We start from the raw sequence: 23244 nt of genomic DNA, 5'->3' as shown, positions 1-23244 counted from the left end.
AGCGAGGCATCAGTTGCCGCGGGTGACACTCAGCCCTTTGAGCAGGCTCAGGGCCTGGCTCAGCTGGAAGTCGTCGTCCTGTGGCCGGGCCTTGCCCTTGACCGTCTTGACGCTCGGCTTGTCGGCGCCACCGTTGCCGTTGCCCAAGTGACCCTGCAGGTCGGCTTCCTTGAAGGTTTCATCATCCTGGGCGTTGGTGATCCTGGCCTGGCGTACCTCGATGTCCGGCACGATGCCCTGGGCCTGGATCGAACGGCCGTTGGGTGTGAAGTACAGGGCGGTGGTGATCTTCAGCGCCTGGTCATTGCTCAGTGGCAACACGGTCTGTACCGAGCCCTTGCCGAAGCTGGTGGTGCCCATCAGGACTGCGCGCTTCTGGTCCTGCAGGGCGCCGGCGACGATTTCCGAAGCCGAAGCGCTGCCGCCGTTGATCAGCACGACCATCGGCACCGCTTCGCTCAGATCCTTGCCAGTGGCCGAGAAGCGCAGCTCGGAGTTGGCGATCCGGCCCTTGGTGTAGACGATCAGACCCTTGGTGATGAAATGGTCGACCACTTCCACGGCGGCCTGGAGTACGCCGCCAGGGTTGTTGCGCAGGTCGAGGACGATGCCGTTGAGCTTCTTGCCGTTTTCCTTGCGCAGTGCGGCGAGGGCCTTGGCCACTTCTTCGCCGGTCTTGACCTGGAACTGGGTGATGCGGATATAGCCATAGCCGTTTTCCAGCAGTTGGCTCTTCACGCTCTTGACCTGGATGATCGCGCGGCTGAGGGTCACGTCGAAAGGCGTGCCGCCGTTGCGGACCAGGGTCAGGGTGATTTTCTGGCCGACTTTGCCGCGCATCTTGTCGACGGCCTCGGTCATGGTCTGGCCGCGCGTTGGCTGGCCGTTGATCTTGACGATCAGGTCGCCGGCCTCGATGCCCGCCTTGGAGGCCGGGGTGTCGTCGATGGGCGAGACCACCTTGATAAAGCCGTCTTCGATACCGACTTCGATGCCCAGGCCGCCGAACTCGCCGCTGGTGCTTTCCTGCAATTCGGCGAAATCTTCCGGGCCCAGGTAGGCGGAGTGGGGGTCGAGGTTGCTGAGCATGCCCTTGATGGCATTCTCCAGCAGGGTCTTGTCATCCACAGGCTCGACATAGGCGGCCTTGATGCGGTCCATCACTTCGGCAAAGGTGCGCAGTTCGTCCAGCGGTAGCGGCGCCTTGGCCGCGGCGGTGGCGGCGGACTGGGCAGTCTCGGCGGCATGGACCAGTGGCGCGCCGAGGGCCAGGGCGATGGTCAGGGCCAGCGAGGTAAGGCGGGACAAATGCAGCATGTCGAACGAACTCCTAAATAAGGTTACGGCGCCTATCCTTGCGCGCGACACCATTGTGCCGGATCACTTGGACGACCCTGCTGACGTATAGCGAAGTACAGCGCTGCGGTGTCCTGTCCGCCACTATTGCCGACAGTGGAGATCGACTCCCCTGCCTTCACGACATCACCGGCGGCCTTGAGCAGCGTCTGATTATGGCCGTAAAGGCTGAGATAACCATTGCCGTGGTCGAGAATGACCAGCAGGCCGGCACCTCGCAACCAGTCGGCGAACACCACGCGCCCACCGTGGACGGCGTGGACCTGACTGCCGGCGGTGGCGCCGATCATCACGCCATCCCATTTGGTCCGGGTGTCATCGCCACGGGTTTCACCAAAGCGCGCAAGCAATCGACCATCAACCGGCCATGGAAGTTTGCCGCGCGCTGAGACAAAAGGGCCGCCGAAGGATTCTCCTGCGCTGGAAACCAGTGGGCCGGGGGCTGTACGTGGCGGTTTACGCGGGCTGTCGCTGGCCAGTGATTGTGCTTCGCGCTGGCGCTTTTTTTCGGCTTCCTGCTGGGCGATCAGCGCTTTTTGACGCGCTTCTTCTGCTTCGCGGGCCTGGCGAGCGAGGGTTTCCTCGATGGTCTTGAGGACTTTGGCCAGATCGGCCTGGTCCTGCTCGCGCGCCTGCAGCTTCTGGTCGCGGGCCTTGACGTCGTCGTTGAGCTTGGCCAGGGCCAGTTGGCGCTCCTTGCGGACTTTGGCCAGTTCTTCGCGCTGGCTGTCGAGGCTGCTCTGCTGCACCAGCAACTGGGCCTGCTGCAGGTTGATGTCCTGTTCGACATTAGCCAGTTGGCGCAGGGTCTCATTGAAGTTTTTCAACTGCTCCAGGCGGGCCTGGCTCAGGTAGTCGTAATAGGTCAGGGTGCGGGCGAATTTTTCCGGGTTTTGCTGGTTGAGCAGCAGCTTGAGGTACTCCTGACGACCGCTCTGGTAGGCCGCGCGGGCCTGGATGGCGATCAGTCGCTGCTGTTCAGTGCGCGCGCTCTGGAGTTTTTTTTTCTCGCTATCGAGTCGCTGCAGCTCGCCTTCACTCTTTTTCAGTTCTTTTTGCAGGGCGTCGACCTGCTTTTCCAGCTTGCCCATCTCGGTTTCAGTGCCGCGCAGGTCTTTTTGCACCCCTGATTTTTCTTCCTGGAGCTTGCCGAGGAGTTTTTTCAGCTCGGCGATATCCTGACGCGTAGCGTCCAACTGTTGTTGGGTTTGTGCACGCTCGTCGGCAAACGCCGGCTGGAGCAGGCAAATCAGGGCTAGAGCAATAAGGGCGCGAAGCATGGGGCGGGCGACACCTGGGAATGGGACGGCCTAGTATGCCCGCCACGGCCAGCAAAAAAAACGCCCAGAAGCGGCTGCTTTCGGGCGTTTGCGATAAATATGCCGGCCAACTCGATCAAGTTGGCCGGATTGGCCGGTTTTTAACGCTCGACGAGGATCGAGGTGCCGGTCATTTCAGCAGGCTTTTCCAACCCGAGCAGTTTGAGCATGGTCGGCGCGACATCGGCCAGAACCCCGCCTTCGCGTACGTCCAGGGCGCGTTTGCCGACATAGATGAACGGTACGGGCTCACAGGTATGGGCGGTGTGTGCCTGGCCGGTGCACGCGTCTTCCATCTGTTCGACATTACCGTGGTCGGCGGTGATCAGGGCTTCGCCACCGACCTTGTCCAGCGCTTCGATGATCCGTCCGACGCACTGGTCCAGGCATTCCACGGCCTTGACCGCTGCGTCGAACACGCCGCTATGGCCGACCATGTCGCCGTTGGCGTAGTTGACGACAATCACGTCGTAACGCTGGTGTTCGATGGCGTCGACAATCCGATCGGTGACTTCGGGGGCGCTCATTTCCGGCTGCAGGTCGTAGGTGGCGACCTTGGGTGATGGAATCAGGATGCGCTCTTCACCCGGGAACGGTTCTTCGCGACCTCCGGAGAAGAAGAAGGTGACGTGGGCATATTTCTCGGTTTCGGCAATGCGCAGCTGGGTTTTGCCGTTTTTTGCCAGGTAGTCGCCCAGCACGTTTTCCAGGCTGCCGGGGGCGAAGGCTGCCGGTGCTGGGATGCTGGCCGCGTATTGGGTCAGCATCACGAAGCCGGCCAGTTTCGGCTGGCGGGCACGAGGGAAGTCGCTGAAACCTTCTTCGACGAAGACGCGAGTCAGCTCGCGGGCGCGGTCGGCACGGAAGTTCATGAAGACCACGGCGTCGCCGTCTTCGACCTTGACCGGCTCGCCAATGGTGGTGGCCTTGACGAACTCATCGCTTTCGCCACGGGCGTAGGCCTCTTCGAGGCCTTGCTGGGCGGTAGCGGCATTGAACTGGCCATGGCCGTCGACGATCAGGTCGTAGGCCTGGGCGACGCGGTCCCAGCGATTGTCACGGTCCATGGCGAAGTAGCGACCGATCAGGCTGGCGATCCGGCCCTTGCCGAGTGCGGCGAAGGCGGTGTCCAGCAATTCGATGGAGGACTGGGCGCTCTTGGGCGGCGTGTCACGGCCATCGAGAAAGGCGTGCAGGTAGATCTTTTCGGCGCCGCGCTTGAAGGCCAGTTCGGCCATCGCGATCAGATGGTCCTGGTGGCTGTGCACGCCGCCGTCGGAGAGCAAACCGAGGATATGCACGGCTTTGCCTGCGCTGACAGCTTTGTCCACGGCGGTGCAGAGGGTCGGATTCTCGAAGAAATCGCCGTCGCGGATGGATTTGGTCACCCGCGTGAAGTCCTGGTACACCACGCGGCCAGCGCCGAGGTTCATATGGCCGACTTCCGAGTTGCCCATCTGCCCGTCCGGCAGGCCGACGTCCATCCCGGAGCCGGAGATCAGGCCGTTGGGCTGGGTGGCGCAAAGGCGGTCGAGCACCGGGGTCCTGGCGGAGTAGACGGCGTTGTACTCGTGGCTCTCACTGTGACCGAAGCCATCCAGGATGATCAGGATCAGGGGTTTGGGCGTGGTCGTCATGAATCCCACTCGCGGCTGGATTGAAAGAAGAAGTAAAAGAGCGGCAGTTTAAAGGCAAGTTCCGCTGGCGTCACCGCCGGGCGGGGTTTGGCCGACCAGAGCGGCTGTGTATACTGGCCGACATTTTAACGCCCTGGAACCTCCTGATGGTTGCTCACCTGATTGCCTTTGCCACTAGTCACTACCTGCTCGTCGGCGGTTTCGTCGTTCTTCTGGTGCTGCTGATCATTCACGAAATGAGCCGCGGGGGCCGCAGCCTCAGCACTCGTGAACTCACGGCGCTGGTCAACAGCGAGCAAGGCCTGGTGATCGATATCCGCCCTGCCAAGGATTACGCGGCCGGTCACATCGTCGGGGCGCTGAATATCCCTCAAGACAAATTGATGGCGCGCATTGGCGAGCTGGAAAAACACAAGGCCAAGACCCTGATTCTGGTCGACGCCATGGGCCAGCACGCCGGCACCCATGCGCGTGAGCTGCTCAAGGCTGGCTTCACTGCCGCCAAACTCGGGGGTGGCATTTCCAGCTGGCGTGCCGATAACTTGCCGCTGGTGAAGTGAAATGAGCAACGTCGTCGTCTACTCCAGTGATTACTGCCCCTACTGCTCACGCGCCAAGGCGCTGCTGCAGAGCAAGGGCGTGACCTTCGACGAGATCAAGGTCGATGGCAAGCCGCAGGTGCGCACCGAAATGGCCCAAAAGGCCGGGCGCACGTCGGTGCCGCAGATCTGGATCGGCAGCACCCATGTGGGCGGTTGCGACGACCTGTTCGCCCTGGAACGCGCAGGGAAACTGGACGCACTGCTGCACGCCTGAATCTGAAACCCTAAGAAGACTGAAGATCAACAAGGATCTGCGATGACTGACCAACAGAACACCGCTGCTGCTAGCGAAGAAGACACCGGTCCACAATTTTCCCTGCAGCGCATCTACGTCCGTGACCTGTCGTTCGAAGCCCCGAAAAGCCCGGCGATCTTTCGCCAGCAGTGGGAGCCGAGCGTAGGTCTGGACCTCAACACTCGTCAGAAGCCTCTGGAAGAAGACTTCCACGAAGTCGTGCTGACCCTGTCGGTCACCGTGAAGAACGGTGACGAAGTTGCCTTTATCGCTGAAGTCCAGCAGGCCGGGATCTTCCTGATCAAGAACCTGGATGCGGGCTCGATGAGCCACACCCTGGGCGCGTTCTGCCCGAACATCCTGTTCCCGTACGCTCGCGAAGCGCTGGACAGCCTGGTGACCCGTGGTTCGTTCCCGGCCCTGATGCTGGCTCCGGTGAACTTCGATGCGCTGTACGCGCAAGAGTTGCAGCGCATGCAGCAGGAAGGCGCACCGACCGTTCAGTAAACGTCGGTTGTCCCTATCGCGGGCAAGCCCGCTTCTACAGGCTTTTCAAGAGCCTTGTAGGAGTGGGCTTGCCCGCGATGCATTTGGGTCAGGCGAAACCCAGTTGCCGCCAGCCTTCGTAGACCGCCACCGCGACGGTGTTGGACAGGTTCAGGCTGCGGCAGCCTTCGCGCATGGGCAGGCGCAGGCGCTGTTCGGCGGGCAGGGCATCGAGCACCTCGGCCGGCAGGCCGCGGCTTTCCGGGCCGAACAGAAACGCGTCGCCTTCGGCGAAGCGAGCATCGTGGAACAGCCGCGAGCCCTTGGTGGTAAAGGCGAACAGCCTTGGCTGGCCGAGGCTTTCCAGGCAACTGGGCAGGTCGGCATGGCGCTGCAAGGTGGCGTACTCGTGATAGTCGAGGCCGGCGCGGCGCAGGCGCTTGTCGTCCATCTCGAAGCCGATCGGCTCGATCAAATGCAGGTGGCTGCCGCTGTTGGCGCAGAGCCTGATAATGTTGCCGGTATTCGGCGGAATTTCTGGTTGAAAAAGGATGACGTGAAACATGCACGGCTCCGAACTTGAAGATGGGGGCCATTCTACCCCTGAAGAGGACCCGCGGCCGAAGCTCTTCCCGCGGGTCATGCTCTCCCTGGCGATTGTGGGGGTGATGGTCGGCTTGATGATCGGTCGTCTTACCACCGCCGACCCGGTGCGGTTGCAGCAGGTTGAGGCGGCGAATGATGAAGTGGTGCTGTGGTTCAGTGCCGAGCCCAAGCTGCACGGCGAGCATATCGACGGCACGCTGGCGCTGCTGTTCGACGCCGAAGGCAAGGCGCAGAAGGGCCGGTTCAAGGTTGCGGGGCGTGATGCCAACTGGCGGTTGCGGTTGAGCGATGGCGGCTTGTTGCTGACGCTGGTGGCGGCCCGTCCGCTGCGCGGTGACTGGGCCGGCACCGAACAGGATGGGCGCTGGAAGTTGACGATCAGGGTGGGCGAGCAATAAAAGCGGGAGGTCCCGGCCTGCCTGTACCGGGCTCCCGAAGAGGTTGTGGGCTCGGCGCCATAAGCGCCAGGTCCGGTGTAAAGAGGGAACCCTGGCCTGCCTGTACCAGGGCTCCCGAAACGGGTGGGGCGCGTCGCGATGTGCGGTATGAGCCCGTTAGTAAAGAGGGAATTCCCGGCCTGCCTGTACCGGGGTTCCCGAAACGCTGGGCTCGTCGCCAATGAGGCGTGAGCCCGGGTGTAAAGAAGGGGATTCCTGGCCTGCCTGTACCAAGGTCCCCAAAACTGGTTCGTATCAGGGGTATTGCAGGGGGCGTGCCAGTTTTTTCAAAACCTGTGAAATGCCCCGCCAATCGCGCTGAAAGCCCCGAAATCCGGGCTTTTTCATGTCTGCAGGGTTTTTCAGCTGGACGTCCGGTGTGTCTGGGCCGGTTGCCGCGTGTGCGCGATGACGGTTCATCGCGCCTTGGAGTGGTGCAGGGGAAGGGGCTCCCCGCGTTCTTGTAGGAGCGCCATTGCAGTCTCCTCAGGCACGCTAAAGCTCGCGAGCAAGCGCGCGGCTACAGATGCAGTGGTGGATAGGGCGTTCAGGCGTCCCCCGCAGATTGCCTGCGGGGGTATGGGGTTTAGCTTTCTTCGCTGTCGTCGTCGTCCCCGCCATCGACCTTCATGCCCAGTTCCTTGATCTTGCGCGTCAAGGTATTGCGCCCCCAGCCCAGCAGCACGGCGGCATCGCGTCGGCGGCCAGCGGTGTGCTTGAGTGCGGTCTCGATCATGATCCGTTCGAAACTCGGTACCGCGCTGTCCAGCAGGTTCGACTGGCCACGGGCCAATGCCTGGTCGGCCCACTGGCGCAGCGCCTGCTCCCAGTTGGTCACCGGGGCCGAATCCTGCGGCAGGTTCAGCAGCTCGGGTGGCAGGTCGCCAATATGCACTTCGCGCCCCGACGCCATGACCGTGATCCAGCGGCAGGTGTTTTCCAGCTGGCGCACGTTGCCCGGCCAGGGCAGGTTTTTAAGGTATTCCTCGGTTTCCGCCTTCAACAGCTTGGGTTCGACCGCCAGCTCCTGGGCCGCACGGCTCAGGAAGTGCTTGGCCAGGGTCGGAATATCCTCGCGTCGGTCGGACAGGCGCGGGATATGGATGCGGATCACATTCAGGCGGTGGAACAGGTCTTCGCGAAACTTCCCGGCATGCACCAGGGTTTCCAGGTTCTGGTGGGTCGCGGCGATGATTCGCACATCAACCTTGACCGGCGTATGGCCGCCGACTCGATAAAATTCGCCATCGGCCAGCACCCGTAGTAGGCGGGTCTGGGTGTCGGCTGGCATATCGCCGATTTCATCGAGAAACAGGGTGCCGCCATCGGCCTGCTCAAAACGTCCGCGGCGCAGGTTGGCCGCGCCGGTAAAGGCGCCTTTTTCATGGCCGAACAGCTCGGACTCCATCAGGTCCTTGGGAATGGCCGCCATATTCAGTGCAATAAAGGGCGACGCGGCCCGTGGGCTGTGGCGATGCAGCGCGTGGGCGACCAGTTCCTTGCCGGTGCCCGACTCGCCATTGATCAGCACGGTGATATTGGAGTGGCTCAGGCGCCCGATGGCGCGAAACACTTCCTGCATCGCCGGTGCTTCACCGATGATTTCCGGGGTGCGGGTCAGCGTGGGCGCCACGGCCATGCCTTGCTGTTCCTGGGCGTGCTGGTTGGCCCGCTTGACCAGTGAAACCGCTTCATCGACGTCGAACGGTTTGGGCAGGTACTCGAAGGCGCCGCCCTGATACGAGGCAACGGCGCTGTCCAGGTCGGAATGGGCGGTCATGATGATCACCGGCAGGCGCGGATGCAGCTCGCGTATCCGGGCCAGCAATTCCAGGCCGCTGGCGCCGGGCATGCGGATGTCGGAGATGATCACGTCGGGCTGCTGGCGAGCCAGGCGGCTCATCACGCCATCGGCGCTGTCGAAGCTCTGGGTGGTCATGCCTTCCTGTTGCAGGGCTTTTTCCAGGACCCAGCGGATAGAACGGTCGTCATCGACGATCCACACGGTTTCACTACGGCTCATGTCGATGGGGCTCCTTGTTCCAGTGGCAGGAAGATCGAGAAGGTGGTGTGGCCGGGGTGGCTGTCACATTCGATCAAGCCCTGGTGCTGGCTGATGATGTTCTGGGTAATGGCCAGGCCCAGTCCGGTGCCGTCCGGACGGCCACTGACCATCGGATAGAAAATGGTTTCCTGCAGTTCCGCGGGGATCCCCGGGCCGTTGTCGATAATCTCGACCTTGGTCACCAGGCGGTGGCGGATATGGCCAATGGTGAACTGGCGCAAGGCACGGGTGCGCAGGGTGATGCGGCCCAGGCGCAGCTCGTTCTGGCTGCTGATGGCCTGCATGGCGTTGCGCACGATATTGAGCACGGCCTGGATCATCTGCTCGCGGTCGATCAACACGTCGGGAATGCTGGGGTCGTAATCGCGCACCAGGGTGATGCAGCCCTGGCTCTCGGCCTCGACCAGGCTACAGACCCGTTCCAGCACTTCATGGACGTTGGTCATGGCCAGTGAAGGCAGCTTGTTCGAGCCGAGCATGCGGTCGACCAGGTTACGCAGGCGGTCGGCTTCCTCGATGATGACGTTGGTGTAGTCCTTGAGGCTCTCCTCGGGAAGCTCGCGAGCCAACAACTGCGCGGCGCCACGGATGCCGCCGAGCGGGTTCTTGATCTCGTGGGCCAGGCCGCGCACCAGCATCTTGGTGGTTTCCTGCTTGGAGAGCTGGGCCTCTTCCTTGGTGATGCGCAGCAACCGGTCGCGGGGATGGACCTCCAGCAGCAGCAGGGTCGAGCCCTGGCTGAGAATCGGTGTTACCGCGTAGTCGACGGTCAGCGTCTGCCCGGTCAGGGCGGTCAGCATGGCTTCACGCTTGGTGAACGGGTGTGCCTGCTCGACGGCCTGGCGCAGGGAGCTGAGGGCCTCGGTCGATTCGGTGAAGAGTTCGCTGATAAATTGCCCGTGGCTGCGCTGGCCGCTGATGGCCAGGAGCATTTCCGCCGCCGGGTTCATGTACTCAAGGCGCAAGTCGGCATTGAGCAGGATGGTGGCGGTGGTCAGGTTGTCGAGTAGCAAGCGGTGCAGCGCATCGTTGATGGTCATGCAGGACCTCTTTTGGAGCAGGGCAGGCAGAGTCCGGTCTCTGCCCGCGTGCGCGAATGACGCGCCAGTGCCAGGAAAATGCAAGAACCAAACCAAGGCTCCGAAAAGAAGCGTAATTGCGTTTAAACAGGCGTTTCAAGGCCTATTAGCTGGCGTTTTGCCAGGCCTGGGGCGGTATTTCGACCCAAAATGGGCTGGTGTTGGCGTGCGCGGGCAGTCGTCGCACCAATATAGAGCGCTTTGGCAGAAATGCTTGGAAAGCCGGCTTTTTTGCGGGCGCGAGCGCACCCGCGCCTACAGGAAGGGGAGGAAGCTGCTTTTTTCTTCTTTGGGCTTGTCCGCTAGCGGGCATTCCGGACGCACGCCGTAATCGGTCTTGGCGCAGGGATGAGCCTGACGCTTTTGCGCCAGGGAGATGCGCAACATCTGGAATGCCTGGCTGGGGGTGCGCTCGACGATGCGTCCGGCGCTGTCGAGGATTTCCACGGCCAGTTGATGGCGGCCGCGGTCAATGCTGGCCAGGGCGAAGACCGGGCTGATGCCCGGTTCACCAGTGGGCTTGCCATCGAGCAGCAGGCGGTAACTGTGTCCGGGTTGCAGGCCCGGCTCGCTGGTGACGCTGACAATCAACTCGCCAGGACTGCTGCGCACTTCGGCGTCGGGCTCTGGCACCAGGATGCGCAGCAGTTGGTAAGGCACGCTGGGCGGCGGCTTGGCGCTGGCCGGCGGTGTCTGGGGCTTGAGCACCTTGACCGCGCCGGGGTTGGCCGCCATGCGGTTGCTCGGCGCCAGTGGCACGCGTTTGGCGTTGGCATGGGGCTGGTCGGTGAAGACCCGATTGCCCTGGCTGTCGATATAGGTATAGACCTCGGCAGTGGCGAGGGCCGGTGCCAGCAGGCAGAGCAGGGTCGCGAGCAGGCGGATCAAGGCTTGTGCACCCGTTGCACGGTGAACGTTACCGTCGGGCTTTGCTGGACCACCCGTTCGCCATCCAGGACCTGTACCGACAGGCTGTGTTCGCCCCGGTCGATATTGACCAGTTGCAGGCGTGGCACATTGCTGAGTTGGCCATAGGCATTGCCATCCAGGACCAGGCGCAGGCGATGGCCATTTTGCAGGCGCGGTTCGATACGCACGCCGACGGTGAAGGTGCCGTTGTTGGCGCGCAATGCGGCGGCATCGGTGGGTACATCGGTCAGCTCCAAGGCGCTGTAGGGCGCGGCGCTGGTGGCCTGGTTGCTCGGTTCCTGGCCTGGTGGCAGCGCGATAGGTTGCTGGCGCACGATGCTGTTGAGAGGTGGTAGCTCGACGGTCTGGCTGGCTTTGCCGTCCGGTGGCTGATTGCTGTAGGCAGTATTGCCGTTGGCGTCGGTGTACTTGTAGATCTGCGCGGCCACGGGCAGGGCGCAAATCAGGAGCAACAGGGGCAGTAGACGTCGGCGCATGGGCTGGGACCGGTCAGGAGTGCGATGGGCCACAGCATAGGTCAGGCCCGGGCGATCTCCAAAGCCGATAAACAGGCACCCATAAAAAAGGCCTCCCGGAGGAGGCCTTTCTGGTCACGCCGCTTGCGCAGGCGCTACTGGATTAGCAGCTGTAGTACAGCTCGTATTCCAGTGGGTGTACGAAGGTGCGGACCTTGATTTCTTCTTCGCTCTTGAGCTCGATGTAAGCGTCGATGAAATCGTCGCTGAAAACGCCGCCTTTGGTCAGGAACGCACGGCCCTTGTCCAGCTCTTCCAGGGCTTCTTTCAGGCTGCCACAAACTTGTGGGATCTCTTTCGCCTCTTCAGGCGGCAGGTCGTACAGGTTTTTGTCAGCAGCGTCGCCTGGGTGGATCTTGTTCTGGATGCCGTCCAGGCCAGCCATCAGCAGTGCAGCGAAGCCCAGGTACGGGTTGGCTGCTGGATCCGGGAAGCGAGCTTCGATACGACGCGCGCGTGGGCTGGAAACGTAAGGGATACGGATCGACGCGGAACGGTTACGTGCCGAATAGGCCAGCATGACCGGTGCTTCGAAACCTGGAACCAGACGCTTGTAGGAGTTGGTCGACGGGTTGGTGAAACCGTTCAGTGCCTTACCGTGCTTGATGATACCGCCGATGAAGTACAGGGCGGTGTCGGACAGGCCGGCATAGCCTTCGCCAGCGAAGGTGTTCTTGCCTTCTTTAGCGATCGACAGGTGGACGTGCATGCCCGAACCGTTGTCGCCGTACAGAGGCTTAGGCATGAAGGTTGCGGTACGGCCGTAGGCGTCGGCAACGTTGTGTACGCAGTACTTCAGGGTCTGAACTTCGTCAGCCTTGGCTACCAGAGTGTTGAACTTCACGCCGATTTCGTTCTGACCGGCAGTCGCCACTTCGTGGTGATGAACTTCGATGACCAGGCCCATTTCTTCCATGGCGTTGCACATGGAGGTACGGATTTCGTGGTCGTGGTCGAACGGTGGAACCGGGAAGTAGCCGCCTTTGATACCTGGACGGTGGCCGCGGTTGCCGCCTTCGACGTCCTGGTCGGACATCCACGAGCCCTGTTCGGAGAAGATCTTGAACATGGAGCCGGAGATATCGGATTTGAATTTCACTTCGTCGAAGATGAAGAATTCTGGTTCCGGGCCTACGAATACGGTGTCACCGATACCGGTGGACTTCAGGTATTCCTCGGCGCGCTTGGCGATGGCGCGTGGGTCGCGGTCGTAGCCCTGCATGGTCGAGGGCTCGATCACGTCGCAGACCAGGATCAGGGTCGGCTCTTCGGTGAACGGGTCGAGTACGGCAGTGCTGTCGTCCGGCATCAGGATCATGTCGGACGCTTCGATGCCTTTCCAGCCGGCGATGGAGGAACCGTCGAACATTTTACCTTCTTCGAAGAAGGCGTCATCCAGCGCGTCACGAGCCGGCATGGTCACGTGGTGCTGAGTGCCTTTGGTGTCTGTGAAGCGCAGATCAATCCATTTGACGTCATGATCTTTGATGAGTTGAACCGACTTCGACATAGTGTCCTCCGGGGTGGCTTAGGGCTGGGGGTAGTGGTCAGCCCTTGATATGTGGGTGATGCCGGCGCGAATACTCTGCCAAGGCAACCTGCCTCACAAGAGAGCAAATTGCATGCCAGTGCCCCGAGATGGGTTTTATGCCCCGAATTCACGCAATTGGCCTGATAAATGTCATTTTTCTTCCGTGCTGCGCCCTTGAATGGGGCGTTCAAAGCGGATGGCGACCCGTTTTGGTGCAGAGAAAAGCAGTTGCACGATAATTGGTTAAACCTTGAACAATTTCCGCTATAATCCGCGCCCCCCTTTTTCGGCTGGCCTCTCGCGCGCTGTTTTCATGAAACTAATCGTCAAAGTCTTCCCCGAGATCACCATCAAGAGCCGCCCGGTCCGGATGCGTTTCATCCGCCAGTTGGCCAAAAATATCCGTGCCGTGCTCCGCGATCTGGACCCGGCTGTGGTGGTCAATGGTGTGTGGGACAATCTCGAGCTGGAAACCGCGCTGACCGACCCCAAGGCCCTGAAGGAGCTGGGTGAACGCCTGTGCTGCATGCCTGGTATCGCGCACTTTCTGCAGGTCGACGAGTACCCGCTGGGTGACTTCGACGACATCACTGCCAAGTGCCGTCAGCATGTGGGCGACGCCCTGGCCGGGAAGATTTTTTCGGTGCGCTGCAAGCGTGGCGGCAAGCACCCGTTCAGCTCTATGGATGTCGAGAAATACGTCGGCAGCCAGCTGCGTCGGCAGTGCGGTGCGGCCGGAATTTCGCTGAAAGAGCCGGAAATCGAAGTCCGGATCGAAATTCGCGACCAACGGTTGTTTGTCATCCACAACCAGCACAATGGCCTGGGTGGTTTCCCCCTCGGCTCCATCGATCAGACCCTGGTGCTGATGTCCGGCGGTTTCGATTCGACGGTAGCGGCCTACCAGATGATGCGCCGTGGCCTGATGAGCCATTTCTGCTTCTTTAATTTGGGCGGGCGGGCCCATGAGCTGGGCGTGATGGAAGTCGCGCACTATATATGGAAGAAGTACGGCAGCTCCCAGCGGGTGCTGTTTGTCAGCGTACCGTTTGAGGAAGTGCTCGGCGAAATTCTCGGCAAAGTCGATAACAGTCATATGGGCGTGGTATTGAAGCGTATGATGTTGCGCGCCGCGTCCAAGATTGCCGACCGTCTGGAAATCGACGCGCTGGTCACCGGCGAGGCGATTTCCCAAGTGTCCAGCCAGACGCTGCCCAACCTGTCGGTGATCGACTGCGTGACCGACAAGCTGGTGATGCGCCCGCTGATCGCCAGCCACAAGCAGGACATCATCGATCTGGCAAACGAGATCGGTACCGCCGACTTTGCCAAGCACATGCCCGAGTATTGTGGGGTGATTTCGGTCAACCCCAAGACCCACGCCAAGCGCCCGCGTGTGGAGCATGAAGAGAAAGAATTCGACATGGCCGTTCTTGAGCGTGCGCTCGAGCGAGCCAAACTGGTGCCGATCGATCGTGTGATCGACGAGTTGGGCCAGGACTTGCACGTAGAAGAGGTCAGCGAAGCCCTGGCCGGTCAGATCGTCCTCGACATCCGTCACCCGGATGCCCAGGAAGACCAGCCGCTGGAGTTGCCTGGCATCGAAGTAAAAGCGCTGCCGTTCTTTGCTTTGAACAGCCGCTTCAAGGAACTGGATGCGGCCCGTCAGTACCTGCTGTATTGCGACAAAGGCGTGATGAGTCGCCTGCATGCCCACCATTTGCTCAGTGAGGGACATGCCAATGTGCGCGTTTATCGACCGAGCTAAAAGCCCGGGGCTGTTTGCCTGTGGCCTGCGTCACCGGCCCCCCGACGCCAGCGTCAAGCTGTAACGGCAAAGCCTGACTCTACTGTTAAACGCTGTCACGAGCTGTCAGCACACCGAATCCTCTGATCGAGATACACACGTGATCGAAAATCTACGCAACATCGCCATCATTGCCCACGTTGACCATGGTAAGACCACCCTGGTAGACAAACTCCTGCGTCAATCCGGCACCCTGGAGCGCAACGAGCTCAACGACGAGCGCGTGATGGACTCCAACGACCAGGAAAAAGAGCGCGGTATTACCATCCTGGCGAAAAACACCGCCATCAACTGGAACGGCTACCACATCAACATCGTGGACACCCCGGGCCACGCCGACTTCGGTGGCGAAGTTGAACGCGTAATGACCATGGTTGACTCCGTGCTGCTGCTGGTCGACGCCCAAGACGGCCCGATGCCGCAAACCCGTTTCGTGACCAAGAAGGCTTTCGAAGCCGGCCTGCGTCCAATCGTGGTCATCAACAAGGTCGACCGTCCGGGCGCACGTCCGGACTGGGTTCTGGACCAGATCTTCGATCTGTTCGACAACCTGGGTGCCACCGAAGAGCAGCTGGACTTCCAAGTCGTTTACGCTTCCGCGCTGAACGGTATTGCCGGTCTGGATCACACCGAAATGGCTGAAGACATGACCCCGCTGTACCAGGCGATTGTCGACCACGTTCCGGCGCCGACCGTTGACCGTGATGGCCCGTTCCAGATGCAGATCTCCGCTCTGGACTACAACAGCTTCCTGGGTGTTATCGGCGTTGGCCGTATCGCTCGCGGTCGCGTCAAGCCAAACACCCCGGTGGTTGCCATCGACGTGAACGGCAAGAAGCGCAACGGTCGTATCCTGAAACTGATGGGTCACCACGGTCTGCACCGCGTTGACGTTGAAGAAGCTGCCGCCGGCGACATCGTCTGCATCAGCGGTATGGACGAGCTGTTCATCTCCGACACCCTGTGCGATCCGCTGAACGTTGAAGCGATGAAGCCGCTGACCGTCGACGAGCCAACCGTTTCCATGACCTTCCAGGTCAACGACTCGCCATTCTGCGGTAAAGAAGGCAAGTTCGTGACTTCCCGTAACATCAAGGAACGTCTGGACAAAGAGCTTCTGTACAACGTTGCACTGCGCGTTGAAGAAGGCGACTCGGCTGACAAGTTCAAGGTTTCCGGTCGTGGTGAGCTGCACCTCTCGGTACTGATCGAAACCATGCGTCGCGAAGGCTTCGAAATGGCTGTAGGTCGTCCGGAAGTGATCATCCGTCTGGTTGACGGCGTGAAGCACGAACCGTTCGAGAACGTCACCATCGACCTGCCGGAAGAATCCCAGGGCAAGGTGATGGAAGAGATGGGCCTGCGTAAGGGCGACCTGACCAACATGGTGCCGGATGGCAAAGGCCGTGTTCGTCTGGAATACAACATCCCTGCTCGTGGTCTGATCGGTTTCCGTAACCAGTTCCTGACCCTGACCAACGGTGCTGGCATCCTGACCTCGATCTTCGACCGTTACGACGTGATGAAGTCCGGCGACATGTCCGGCCGTCAGAACGGTGTTCTGGTATCGGTTGAGACCGGCAAGGCTCTGACCTACTCCCTGGAAACCCTGCAGGCGCGCGGCAAGCTGTTCGTCGAGCACGGCCAGGAAATCTACAACGGTCAGATCGTCGGCCTGAACAGCCGCGACAACGACCTGGGCGTTAACCCTACCAAGGGCAAGAAGCTCGACAACATGCGTGCTTCGGGTAAAGACGAAACCATCGCCCTGGTTCCACCTGTTCGCTTCACCTTGGAGCAGGCCCTGGAATTCATCCAGGACGACGAGCTGTGTGAAGTGACGCCTAAGTCCATCCGTCTTCGCAAGAAGATCCTGGACGAAAGCGAGCGTACCCGCGCTGCCAAGAAAGCCAAGAACTGAGTCTTTAGTTCCGGCTGAATAAAAACGCCCCCGGCCTTGCGGTCGGGGGCGTTTTTTTATGCCTCGGGTTTGTGGGAGCGCTCTGTGTCGGCGCGGCCATTCAGATTGGCAATTGCCCGAGTATCCAGCGCAGCATGAAGAACACCAGCAGGCTGCCGCCGATGGTCGCCAGCAGGTGGCGGGTCAGCGCGGCGATCAGGATGGCTGCGAGCCCGGCCAGCAAATAGGCGTTGTCCAGCGCTAGCGCCCAGTGTTGGCCGTCGGGCAGCAGCAGGCCGGGCACGACAATGGCCGTCAGCACGGCGGTCGGCACATAGTGCAGGCCTTGGCGCACCATGGGCGGGAAGCGCAGATCGGGCCAGGCAAACAGGCTGTAGCGCAACACAAAGGTAATGCCTGCCATCCCCAGGATCAGCCACCAGGCGTTCATGGCTGTTGCTCCCGGCCTGCCAGCCATTCCAATAGTACGCCGATGGCGATGCCGGTGAACGCCGCAGCCATCAGCCCCAGTTTGTAGGGCCAGGCATGGCTGAGCAGGGCCACAGCGCCTGCGGTGAGTGCCGCGGCGATTTGTGGCTGGCTGCGCAACAGCGGCACGACAATGCCGATAAAGGTCGCGAGCATGGCGAACTCCAGGCCCCAGTGGGCCATGTCGGGCACCACTTGGGCGAACAGCACCCCGATGATTGAGCTGCCGACCCAGCAGGCATACAACGCGCTGGCCACGCCCAGCCAGTACCAATGGGCTTGTGGCTTATCGCCATGTGTCAGGTAGAAGCGCTGGGCCACGGCAAAGGTTTCGTCGGTCAGCCAGAACGCCAGCAGGATGCGCCAGCGCTGCGGCAATTGGCTGACGTGGGGTTGCAGGGTGGCGCTGTAGAGCACATGGCGCAGATTGACGATCAGGGTCGTCAATAGAATCACTGCGACACTGGTGCCTGTGCCGAGCAGGCTAAGGGCGATCAGTTGTGCGGAGCCGGCATAGACCAGCAGCGACATCCCACTTGCCTGCCACAGATCCAGTCCGGCGGCGCCGGCCAGTGTGCCAAAGATCAGGGCGAACGGCAGGATGCCCACCGCCATTGCCAGGCTGTCGCGAATACCTTGGGTAAAGAGTTGCTTGCGGGCCATGGGGCGTCTCCTTATGGCCCGCAGCTTAGGAAGTTAGATCCGCCGCTGTCTTGGACGATCTTGCGCTGGCGGCCCGATAGGCGCCGGGTCCTACGCCATAGACCTGCTTGAACTGGCGATTGAGATGGCTCTGGTCGGCAAATCCCAGATGGGTGGCCACATCCAGGGGCAGGCAGCCACTGCGCAGCAGGGCGCGGGCCTGGGCGATGCGTTGCTGGAGCAGCCAGGTATGGGGTGGCATGCCGGTCGCGCGGCGAAACACCCGGGCGAAATGGAACGGCGAGAGGTTGACCGCCGCGGCCAGTTCTTCGAGGCTGGGTGGCGCGCTCAAGCGTGCGCGCAGCAGCTCCTTGGCCAGCCCGACGGCGCGATGCTCCTGCCCAGGGGCATTGGGGGCGGGCACCGCAGCATGACGTTGCAGCAGGGTCAGCATGACTTCACGCCAGGCGGTCTGTTGCTGCAGTGGTGCAGCAGGGCCTTCAAGCAATTGGTGCAACTGGCGCAGGCCGCTGACCAGGTCCGGGTCATGGCACAGGGTGGCGCCAAATGTCGGCAGGTGCTGGGTGGGCAGCTCCAACTCGGCGAGCAGCCCGAAGATCAGTTCGTTGTCCGGATAGAAGGCGCGGTAATGCCAGCCGGCATCATGGCCCTTGTAGCCGGTGTGGACTTCGTCGGGATTGATCAGGACTACGGTCCCGGCACCGGCCAGGTGCTCGGCGCCCCGATAGCGATAGCCCTGGGCGCCGGCGACGATCATGCCGATGACATAGCCGTCGTGGACATGGGGGACAAAGCGTTGCTCGATATAGCGAGCGGCCAGCAACTCGACGCCCGCCAGAGGTGGTGTTTGCCAGAAGCGAATGTGCTCGCCCTGTTCCTCAGTCATGGCGCGCACCGGCCAGCCAGGCGGGAATCCGTCGCTCAAGATAGTAGCCGGGCTGGCGCAGGGTGCCGTCGACAAATCCGACATGCCCACCCCGGGCCTGTAACTCGAACTGGGTGCTGGGCGATAGCTCAGCGGCCTGGGGCAAGCTGTGGCTGAAGACAAAAGGATCGTCGGCGGCCTGGATAATCAGCGTGGGTGTGCGAATGGCGCCCAGAAAATAGCGGCTGGAGGCGCGACGGTAGTAATCCTCGGCATCCCGATAGCCGTGCAAGGGCGCGGTCACGCGGCCGTCGAAGTCCCAGAAGGTGCGCATATTGTCCAACGGGCCCAGGGCGCTGAGGGTCGCCAGGCCATCGGCGCGGCCGTCATGTTGGAACTGGCGCTGCTTGTCCTTGATGTAGGCCAGCATCTCGCGCATGAAGTGCGCCTGATAGACCTTGGAGAAGCCTTGGCCAATACGGTCTGCGCACTGGTCCAGGCGAAATGGCACCGAGACCGCCACGGCGCCCTGTAAGGTGCTATTGCTGCCGGTTTCGCCCAGGTGCTTGAGCAGCACATTGCCGCCCAGGGAATAGCCAACGGCGAACAGCGGTGCCAGGGGGCGTTGGGTCCGTAGGTGCTCGATCACGGCGGCCAGGTCTTCGCTGGCGCCGGAGTGATAGCTGCGCGGTAGCAGGTTCGGCTCGCCAGAGCAGCCGCGCCAGTTCAGCGCTACGCTGGCCCAGCCTTGTGCGGCCAGTGCTTGTTGCAGGCCGATCACGTAGGGCGAGTGGGATGAGCCGGTCAGGCCGTGCAGCACCAGGACCAGTGGCTGCTCGGCGTCGTGGGGGCCATGCCAGTCGAGATCGAGAAAGTCGCCGTCAGCCAGCCACAAGCGTTCGCGCTGCCGGGGCAGGTCACTGCGTTTGCGCCACAGCGGGCCCCACAGCGTCTGCAAATGCGGGTTGCCAAGGCCTAGGGCCGGGGTGAACAGAGTAGGGGATGGGGCAGGCGAAGTGGGCACGGTGGGTCTCGTTGTCGCAGGTCATTCTCTGACATACGTTGCCACAACGAGACCATGGGGTGCGCTGCTTTTTTTAAACGCCTGAGGGCTTAGCCGTTGGTCGGCGCGCTGCGTTGCCACAGGGCGTAGTAGACCTGGCCGGCCTTTTTCTCCCGATGCAGGCGCCAGTTGCCTGGCAGGCCGAGGGTCGAGGGTGGGGTTTCGCTTTCGGTATAGACCCAGGCGTCGTCAGCTAGCCACTGGCGCTCTTCCAGCAGCGCACAGGTGGCGGGCAGCAGGTTCTGGTTGAACGGCGGATCGAGGAACACCAGGTCGAAGGCCGTTGCTGGCTGCGCTTCGAGATAGCGCAGGGCGTCGGTTTGCTGGACCTGGCCGACGCTGCAGCGCAGCGTGCCAAGGTGCTCGCGCAGGCTGGAAATAGCCATGCCATTACTGTCCAGGGCCAGGCCCGCGCTGGCGCCGCGCGACAGGGCTTCGAGAAATAGCGCGCCGCTACCGGCAAACGGGTCCAGGACCCGTGCCCCGGCCACATACGGTGCCAGCCAGTTGAACAGGGTTTCGCGTACGCGATCCGGGGTCGGACGCAGGCCCGGCCCGTCAGGGAAGTTCAAGCGTCGGCTGCGCCATTCGCCGCCGATGATGCGCAACTGGCCGATGCCGTGATGCGCCTTGTTTTTTGCCGATGGACTGGCCATTAGTGCTCCGGAACGCCGAGGGGTTGCTCGGCAGGTGTGTCGGTGGGCGGTGGCAGGGGTTTCTGGGGCACGGTCGGACCGGCGGTCACCACGACCATTTTGTCGGCGCTCAGGTGCTTGTTCAGGGCGGCCTTGACCTGCTCGATATCCAGCGCCTGGGACTGGCGCATAAAGTCTTCCAGGTAGCTCAGCGGCAGATTGTAGAAGCCCATGGCCCCCAGTTGACCGACGATATCGGCATTGCTCGCGGTCGACAGCGGGAAGCTGCCGGCCAGTTCGCGCTTGGCGTCGTCGAGTTCTTTCTGGGTCGGACCGGTCTTGAGGTAGTCGGCAAACACCTGCTCGACCAGCTTGAGGGTGCCTTCGCTCATTTCCGCACGGGTCTGCAGATTGATCGTGAACGGGCCACGGGCCTGCATCGGGCTGAAGCCCGAGTAGACGCCGTAGGTCAGGCCGCGTTTCTCGCGCACTTCGCTCATCAGGCGAGTGCCGAAGCCGCCGCCGCCGAGGATCTGGTTGCCCAGGGACAAGGCGGCGTAATCCGGGTCGGTACGATCGATGCCCAGCTGCGCGAGCAGGAGGGTGGTCTGCTTGGACGGGAACTCGATATGGCTGACGCTGGCCTTGGGTTCCTGTGGCTGGCCAATCTTGGCCAGGGCCGGGCCCTTGGGCAGTGCTGCGGAGACCTGGGCGGCGATGGCTTCGGCCTGGCTACGGTCCAGGTCGCCGACCAAGGCAATCACGGCGTTGCCGGCGGCATAGGCGCGGTTATGGAAGTCGCGCAGTTGCGCCGCGCTGATCGCCGGGATGCTTTGCGCCGTGCCGTCGCTGGCATGGGCGTAGGGGTGGTCGCCATACAGGCGCTTGAACAGTTCGAGGCCGGCGAGTTTGCCGGGGTTTTGTTTCTGGTACTCGAAGCCGGCCAGCAACTGGTTCTTGATACGTGCCAGTGAATCGGCAGGGAAGGTCGGCTTGCCGACGACTTCGGCGAACAGCTTGAGGGCTGGTTCGCGTTTGTCGGGCGTGCTCAGGCTGCGCAGCGACGTCACAGCCATATCGCGGTAGGCGCCGTTGCCGAAATCCGCGCCCAGGCCTTCGAAGCCTTCGGCGATGGCGCCGACATCCTTGCCGGCCACGCCTTCGTTAAGCATGGCGTTGGTCAGCAGGGCCAGGCCGGGCGCGTCCTGGTCCTGGCTGCTGCCCGCGGCGAAGGTCAGGCGCAGGTCGAACATCGGCAGTTCGTGGGCTTCGACAAACAGCACCTTGGCGCCTTCGGCGGTGTTCCAGGTCTGTACATTCAGCTCGCGGCGGCTTGGGGCCTTGCCGTCGAGCTCAGCCAGTGATTGCAGCTTGTTGGCGGACTTGGCCTGATCGAGGGTCTGGCCGGCGTTGGACGATTGCGAACCGGCGATATAGAAGCCGATGGCTGCGGCCAGGGCGACGACCGCCAGGCCAAGCAGGGCGACGGGTGGACGTTTACGCTCACTCATGAGCTGTCTCCTCGGGCAAGACATGGGCGACGCTGAGACGCTCGCGGGTGAAATAGGTACGGGCCGCCTGCTGGATATCCGCTGGGGTGACCTTCGCCAGCTCGGCCAGCTCGTTGTCCATCAGCTTCCAGGACAGGCCAACGGTTTCCAGCTGGCCAATGGTGGTGGCTTGGCTCGTGATCGAGTCGCGCTGGAAGACCAGGCCGGCAATGACCTGGGCGCGGACCCGCTCCAGCTCTTCTGCGGTCGGCGGGGTGGTTTTCAGTTGGTCGAGCAGGCGCCAGAGCCCGGCTTCGGTCTGGGCCATGGTGACTTTTTTCTGGCTGTTGGGGGTCGCGGTCAGCATGAACAGGCTGTCGCCGCGGGCGAAGGCGTCATAGCCTGAGGAACCGCCGGAGATCAGCTCTTCGCCGCGCTCCAGTTGAGTCGGCATGCGGGCGCTGTAGCCGCCGTCCAGCAGTGCCGAGATCAGGCGCAGGGCGTTGACCATGCGCGGGTCTTCGGCGGTCGCGATGCCCGGGACGTTGAAGCCGAACATCAGGCTGGGCAGTTGGGTGCGCACATGCAGGGTCAGCAGGCGTTCTCCGGGCTCGGCCAGTTCGCGGGGGATCTTGGCCGGTGGTACGACGCGCTTGGGAATGGCGCCGAAATAGCGTTGGGCCAGGGTTTTGACTTCTTCCGGGGTCACATCGCCCACCACCACCAGGGTAGCGTTGTTGGGGGTGTACCAGGCTTCATACCAGTGGCGCAGTTCTTCGACGTTCATCCGCTCCAGGTCGGCCATCCAGCCGATGGTCGGCGTGTGATAACCGCTGGCCGGGTAGGCCATCGCCTTGAAGCGTTCATAGGCCTTGCCCATGGGCTTGTCTTCGGTGCGCAGGCGCCGTTCTTCCTTGATCACTTCGATTTCGCGGCTGAACTCGTCCGGCGGCAGGCGCAGGCTGGCCATGCGGTCGGCTTCCAGCTCCAGGGCCACGGGCAGGCGGTCGCGGGCCAGCACCTGGTAATAGGCGGTGTAGTCATCGCTGGTAAAGGCGTTTTCCTCGGCGCCCAGGTCGCGCAGGATCAGCGAGGCCTCGCCCGGGCCGACCTTGGCGCTGCCCTTGAACATCATGTGTTCGAGGGCGTGGGACAGGCCGGTCTGGCCTGGGGTTTCGTAGCTGGAGCCCACCTTGTACCAGACCTGCGACACCACCACGGGCGCGCGATGGTCTTCGCGCACAATGACCTTGAGGCCATTGTCGAGGGTGAATTCATGGGTCGGTTGAGGGTCGGCAGCCAGGGCTGCGAGGGGCAGACAGAGCGTGCTGAGCAACAGGCCAGCGGCACGGCGGGCTAGAGCATTCATACGTATTCAAACCTGTAGGGCTGCCCGCGTGGTCTTAGCGTCGGCGGGCGAGGAGGTGCTAGGATACTGATCCGTTTTACTGGCGGCCACGTCTATCAAGCAGGCGGGTATTGACCCTGTTTGATCCGAGTCTGGAGTAGGTGGCTGATTACCGCTGTTTATCCC

Annotated in this window: 22 protein-coding genes; 6 read left to right on the top strand and 16 right to left on the bottom strand. The window is 62.0% G+C overall.

The window, feature by feature from the left end:
• Nucleotides 1-9: 9 nt before the first annotated feature.
• From NPS46_RS09200 to gpmI, 3 genes are all read right to left on the bottom strand, one after another.
• Complete coding sequence (locus NPS46_RS09200) at nucleotides 10-1317, bottom strand: S41 family peptidase (RefSeq protein WP_274106406.1); 1308 nt, start codon at nucleotides 1315-1317, stop codon at nucleotides 10-12.
• A 32-nt stretch (nucleotides 1318-1349) separates the two neighbouring features.
• Nucleotides 1350-2636 carry a murein hydrolase activator EnvC family protein gene (locus NPS46_RS09195; RefSeq protein WP_274106404.1) on the bottom strand — a complete coding sequence of 429 codons (1287 nt, stop codon included), beginning with the start codon at nucleotides 2634-2636 and terminating at the stop codon, nucleotides 1350-1352.
• A gap of 140 nt (nucleotides 2637-2776) precedes the next feature.
• The gene (gene gpmI / locus NPS46_RS09190) at nucleotides 2777-4312 is read right to left on the bottom strand and encodes a 2,3-bisphosphoglycerate-independent phosphoglycerate mutase (protein WP_274106402.1); all 1536 of its coding nucleotides are present in this window, start codon (nucleotides 4310-4312) and stop codon (nucleotides 2777-2779) included.
• Between the two features lie 146 nt (nucleotides 4313-4458).
• Here gpmI and NPS46_RS09185 point away from each other — a divergent pair, with 146 nt between their 5' ends.
• The 3 genes from NPS46_RS09185 to secB are packed head-to-tail and all read left to right on the top strand — an operon-like array spanning nucleotide 4459 to nucleotide 5656.
• Complete coding sequence (locus tag NPS46_RS09185) at nucleotides 4459-4872, top strand: rhodanese-like domain-containing protein (protein WP_274106400.1); 414 nt, start codon at nucleotides 4459-4461, stop codon at nucleotides 4870-4872.
• Between the two features lies 1 nt (nucleotide 4873).
• Nucleotides 4874-5128 carry a glutaredoxin 3 gene (grxC, locus tag NPS46_RS09180; RefSeq protein ID WP_274106398.1) on the top strand — a complete coding sequence of 85 codons (255 nt, stop codon included), beginning with the start codon at nucleotides 4874-4876 and terminating at the stop codon, nucleotides 5126-5128.
• A gap of 42 nt (nucleotides 5129-5170) precedes the next feature.
• Entirely contained in the window at nucleotides 5171-5656 is a 486-nt protein-coding gene (gene secB, locus NPS46_RS09175; protein ID WP_274106396.1) for a protein-export chaperone SecB, read from the top strand.
• An 88-nt stretch (nucleotides 5657-5744) separates the two neighbouring features.
• On the opposite strand, the gene NPS46_RS09170 is transcribed toward secB, so the two are convergent.
• Nucleotides 5745-6200, bottom strand: coding sequence for a tRNA (cytidine(34)-2'-O)-methyltransferase (locus tag NPS46_RS09170; RefSeq protein WP_274106394.1), 456 nt, complete (start codon nucleotides 6198-6200; stop codon nucleotides 5745-5747).
• Here NPS46_RS09170 and NPS46_RS09165 point away from each other — a divergent pair.
• Nucleotides 6199-6639: a hypothetical protein gene (locus NPS46_RS09165; RefSeq protein ID WP_274106392.1), complete on the top strand. Its 441-nt coding sequence runs from the start codon at nucleotides 6199-6201 to the stop codon at nucleotides 6637-6639. The genes NPS46_RS09170 and NPS46_RS09165 overlap by 2 nt on opposite strands.
• 625 nt (nucleotides 6640-7264) lie before the next feature.
• On the opposite strand, the gene ntrC is transcribed toward NPS46_RS09165, so the two are convergent.
• The 5 genes from ntrC to glnA all read right to left on the bottom strand — a co-directional run bounded on the left by ntrC (nucleotide 7265) and on the right by glnA (nucleotide 12777).
• Nucleotides 7265-8701, bottom strand: a complete 1437-nt coding sequence (ntrC, locus tag NPS46_RS09160; RefSeq protein WP_274106389.1) for a nitrogen regulation protein NR(I) — start codon at nucleotides 8699-8701, stop codon at nucleotides 7265-7267.
• Nucleotides 8698-9783 carry a nitrogen regulation protein NR(II) gene (glnL, locus tag NPS46_RS09155; protein ID WP_274106387.1) on the bottom strand — a complete coding sequence of 362 codons (1086 nt, stop codon included), beginning with the start codon at nucleotides 9781-9783 and terminating at the stop codon, nucleotides 8698-8700. Before glnL ends, ntrC begins: the two co-directional genes overlap by 4 nt.
• Nucleotides 9784-10077: 294 nt before the next feature.
• The gene (locus NPS46_RS09150) at nucleotides 10078-10710 is read right to left on the bottom strand and encodes a DUF4124 domain-containing protein (protein ID WP_425312718.1); all 633 of its coding nucleotides are present in this window, start codon (nucleotides 10708-10710) and stop codon (nucleotides 10078-10080) included.
• On the bottom strand, nucleotides 10707-11228 hold the full coding sequence (locus tag NPS46_RS09145) for a DUF4124 domain-containing protein (protein WP_274106386.1): 522 nt from the start codon (nucleotides 11226-11228) through the stop codon (nucleotides 10707-10709). The genes NPS46_RS09150 and NPS46_RS09145 overlap by 4 nt, the downstream gene beginning before the upstream one ends.
• A 142-nt stretch (nucleotides 11229-11370) precedes the next feature.
• A complete protein-coding gene (glnA, locus tag NPS46_RS09140; RefSeq protein WP_274106385.1) occupies nucleotides 11371-12777 on the bottom strand; it encodes a glutamate--ammonia ligase in 1407 nt (468 codons plus the stop codon).
• Between the two features lie 334 nt (nucleotides 12778-13111).
• Here glnA and thiI point away from each other — a divergent pair, with 334 nt between their 5' ends.
• Nucleotides 13112-14566 carry a tRNA uracil 4-sulfurtransferase ThiI gene (thiI, locus tag NPS46_RS09135; protein WP_274106383.1) on the top strand — a complete coding sequence of 485 codons (1455 nt, stop codon included), beginning with the start codon at nucleotides 13112-13114 and terminating at the stop codon, nucleotides 14564-14566.
• Between the two features lie 139 nt (nucleotides 14567-14705).
• Entirely contained in the window at nucleotides 14706-16526 is a 1821-nt protein-coding gene (typA, locus tag NPS46_RS09130) for a translational GTPase TypA (protein ID WP_274106381.1), read from the top strand.
• Between the two features lie 100 nt (nucleotides 16527-16626).
• Here the strand turns inward: typA and NPS46_RS09125 are convergent, their stop codons facing one another.
• The 7 genes from NPS46_RS09125 to NPS46_RS09095 all read right to left on the bottom strand — a co-directional run bounded on the left by NPS46_RS09125 (nucleotide 16627) and on the right by NPS46_RS09095 (nucleotide 23079).
• Entirely contained in the window at nucleotides 16627-16956 is a 330-nt protein-coding gene (locus NPS46_RS09125) for an AzlD domain-containing protein (protein WP_274106379.1), read from the bottom strand.
• A complete protein-coding gene (locus tag NPS46_RS09120) occupies nucleotides 16953-17657 on the bottom strand; it encodes an AzlC family ABC transporter permease (protein ID WP_274106378.1) in 705 nt (234 codons plus the stop codon). Before NPS46_RS09120 ends, NPS46_RS09125 begins: the two co-directional genes overlap by 4 nt.
• Nucleotides 17658-17682: 25 nt before the next feature.
• Nucleotides 17683-18543: an AraC family transcriptional regulator gene (locus NPS46_RS09115; RefSeq protein ID WP_274106376.1), complete on the bottom strand. Its 861-nt coding sequence runs from the start codon at nucleotides 18541-18543 to the stop codon at nucleotides 17683-17685.
• Nucleotides 18536-19546 carry a hydrolase gene (locus tag NPS46_RS09110; protein WP_274106374.1) on the bottom strand — a complete coding sequence of 337 codons (1011 nt, stop codon included), beginning with the start codon at nucleotides 19544-19546 and terminating at the stop codon, nucleotides 18536-18538. Before NPS46_RS09110 ends, NPS46_RS09115 begins: the two co-directional genes overlap by 8 nt.
• An 89-nt stretch (nucleotides 19547-19635) precedes the next feature.
• A complete protein-coding gene (gene rsmD / locus NPS46_RS09105; protein ID WP_274106372.1) occupies nucleotides 19636-20241 on the bottom strand; it encodes a 16S rRNA (guanine(966)-N(2))-methyltransferase RsmD in 606 nt (201 codons plus the stop codon).
• Nucleotides 20241-21731 (bottom strand): M16 family metallopeptidase, encoded by a 1491-nt coding sequence (locus NPS46_RS09100; protein ID WP_274106370.1) that lies wholly within the window; start codon nucleotides 21729-21731, stop codon nucleotides 20241-20243. The genes rsmD and NPS46_RS09100 overlap by 1 nt, the downstream gene beginning before the upstream one ends.
• Complete coding sequence (locus tag NPS46_RS09095; RefSeq protein WP_274106368.1) at nucleotides 21724-23079, bottom strand: M16 family metallopeptidase; 1356 nt, start codon at nucleotides 23077-23079, stop codon at nucleotides 21724-21726. Before NPS46_RS09095 ends, NPS46_RS09100 begins: the two co-directional genes overlap by 8 nt.
• Nucleotides 23080-23244: the final 165 nt, after the last annotated feature.

Origin of the sequence: Pseudomonas putida, assembly GCF_028682395.1 — a bacterium.
Taxonomy (GTDB): Bacteria; Pseudomonadota; Gammaproteobacteria; order Pseudomonadales; family Pseudomonadaceae; genus Aquipseudomonas; species Aquipseudomonas putida_AB.
The sequence above is the reverse complement of the archived record's forward strand: the minus strand, read 5'-3'. Positions and strand labels throughout refer to the sequence as shown.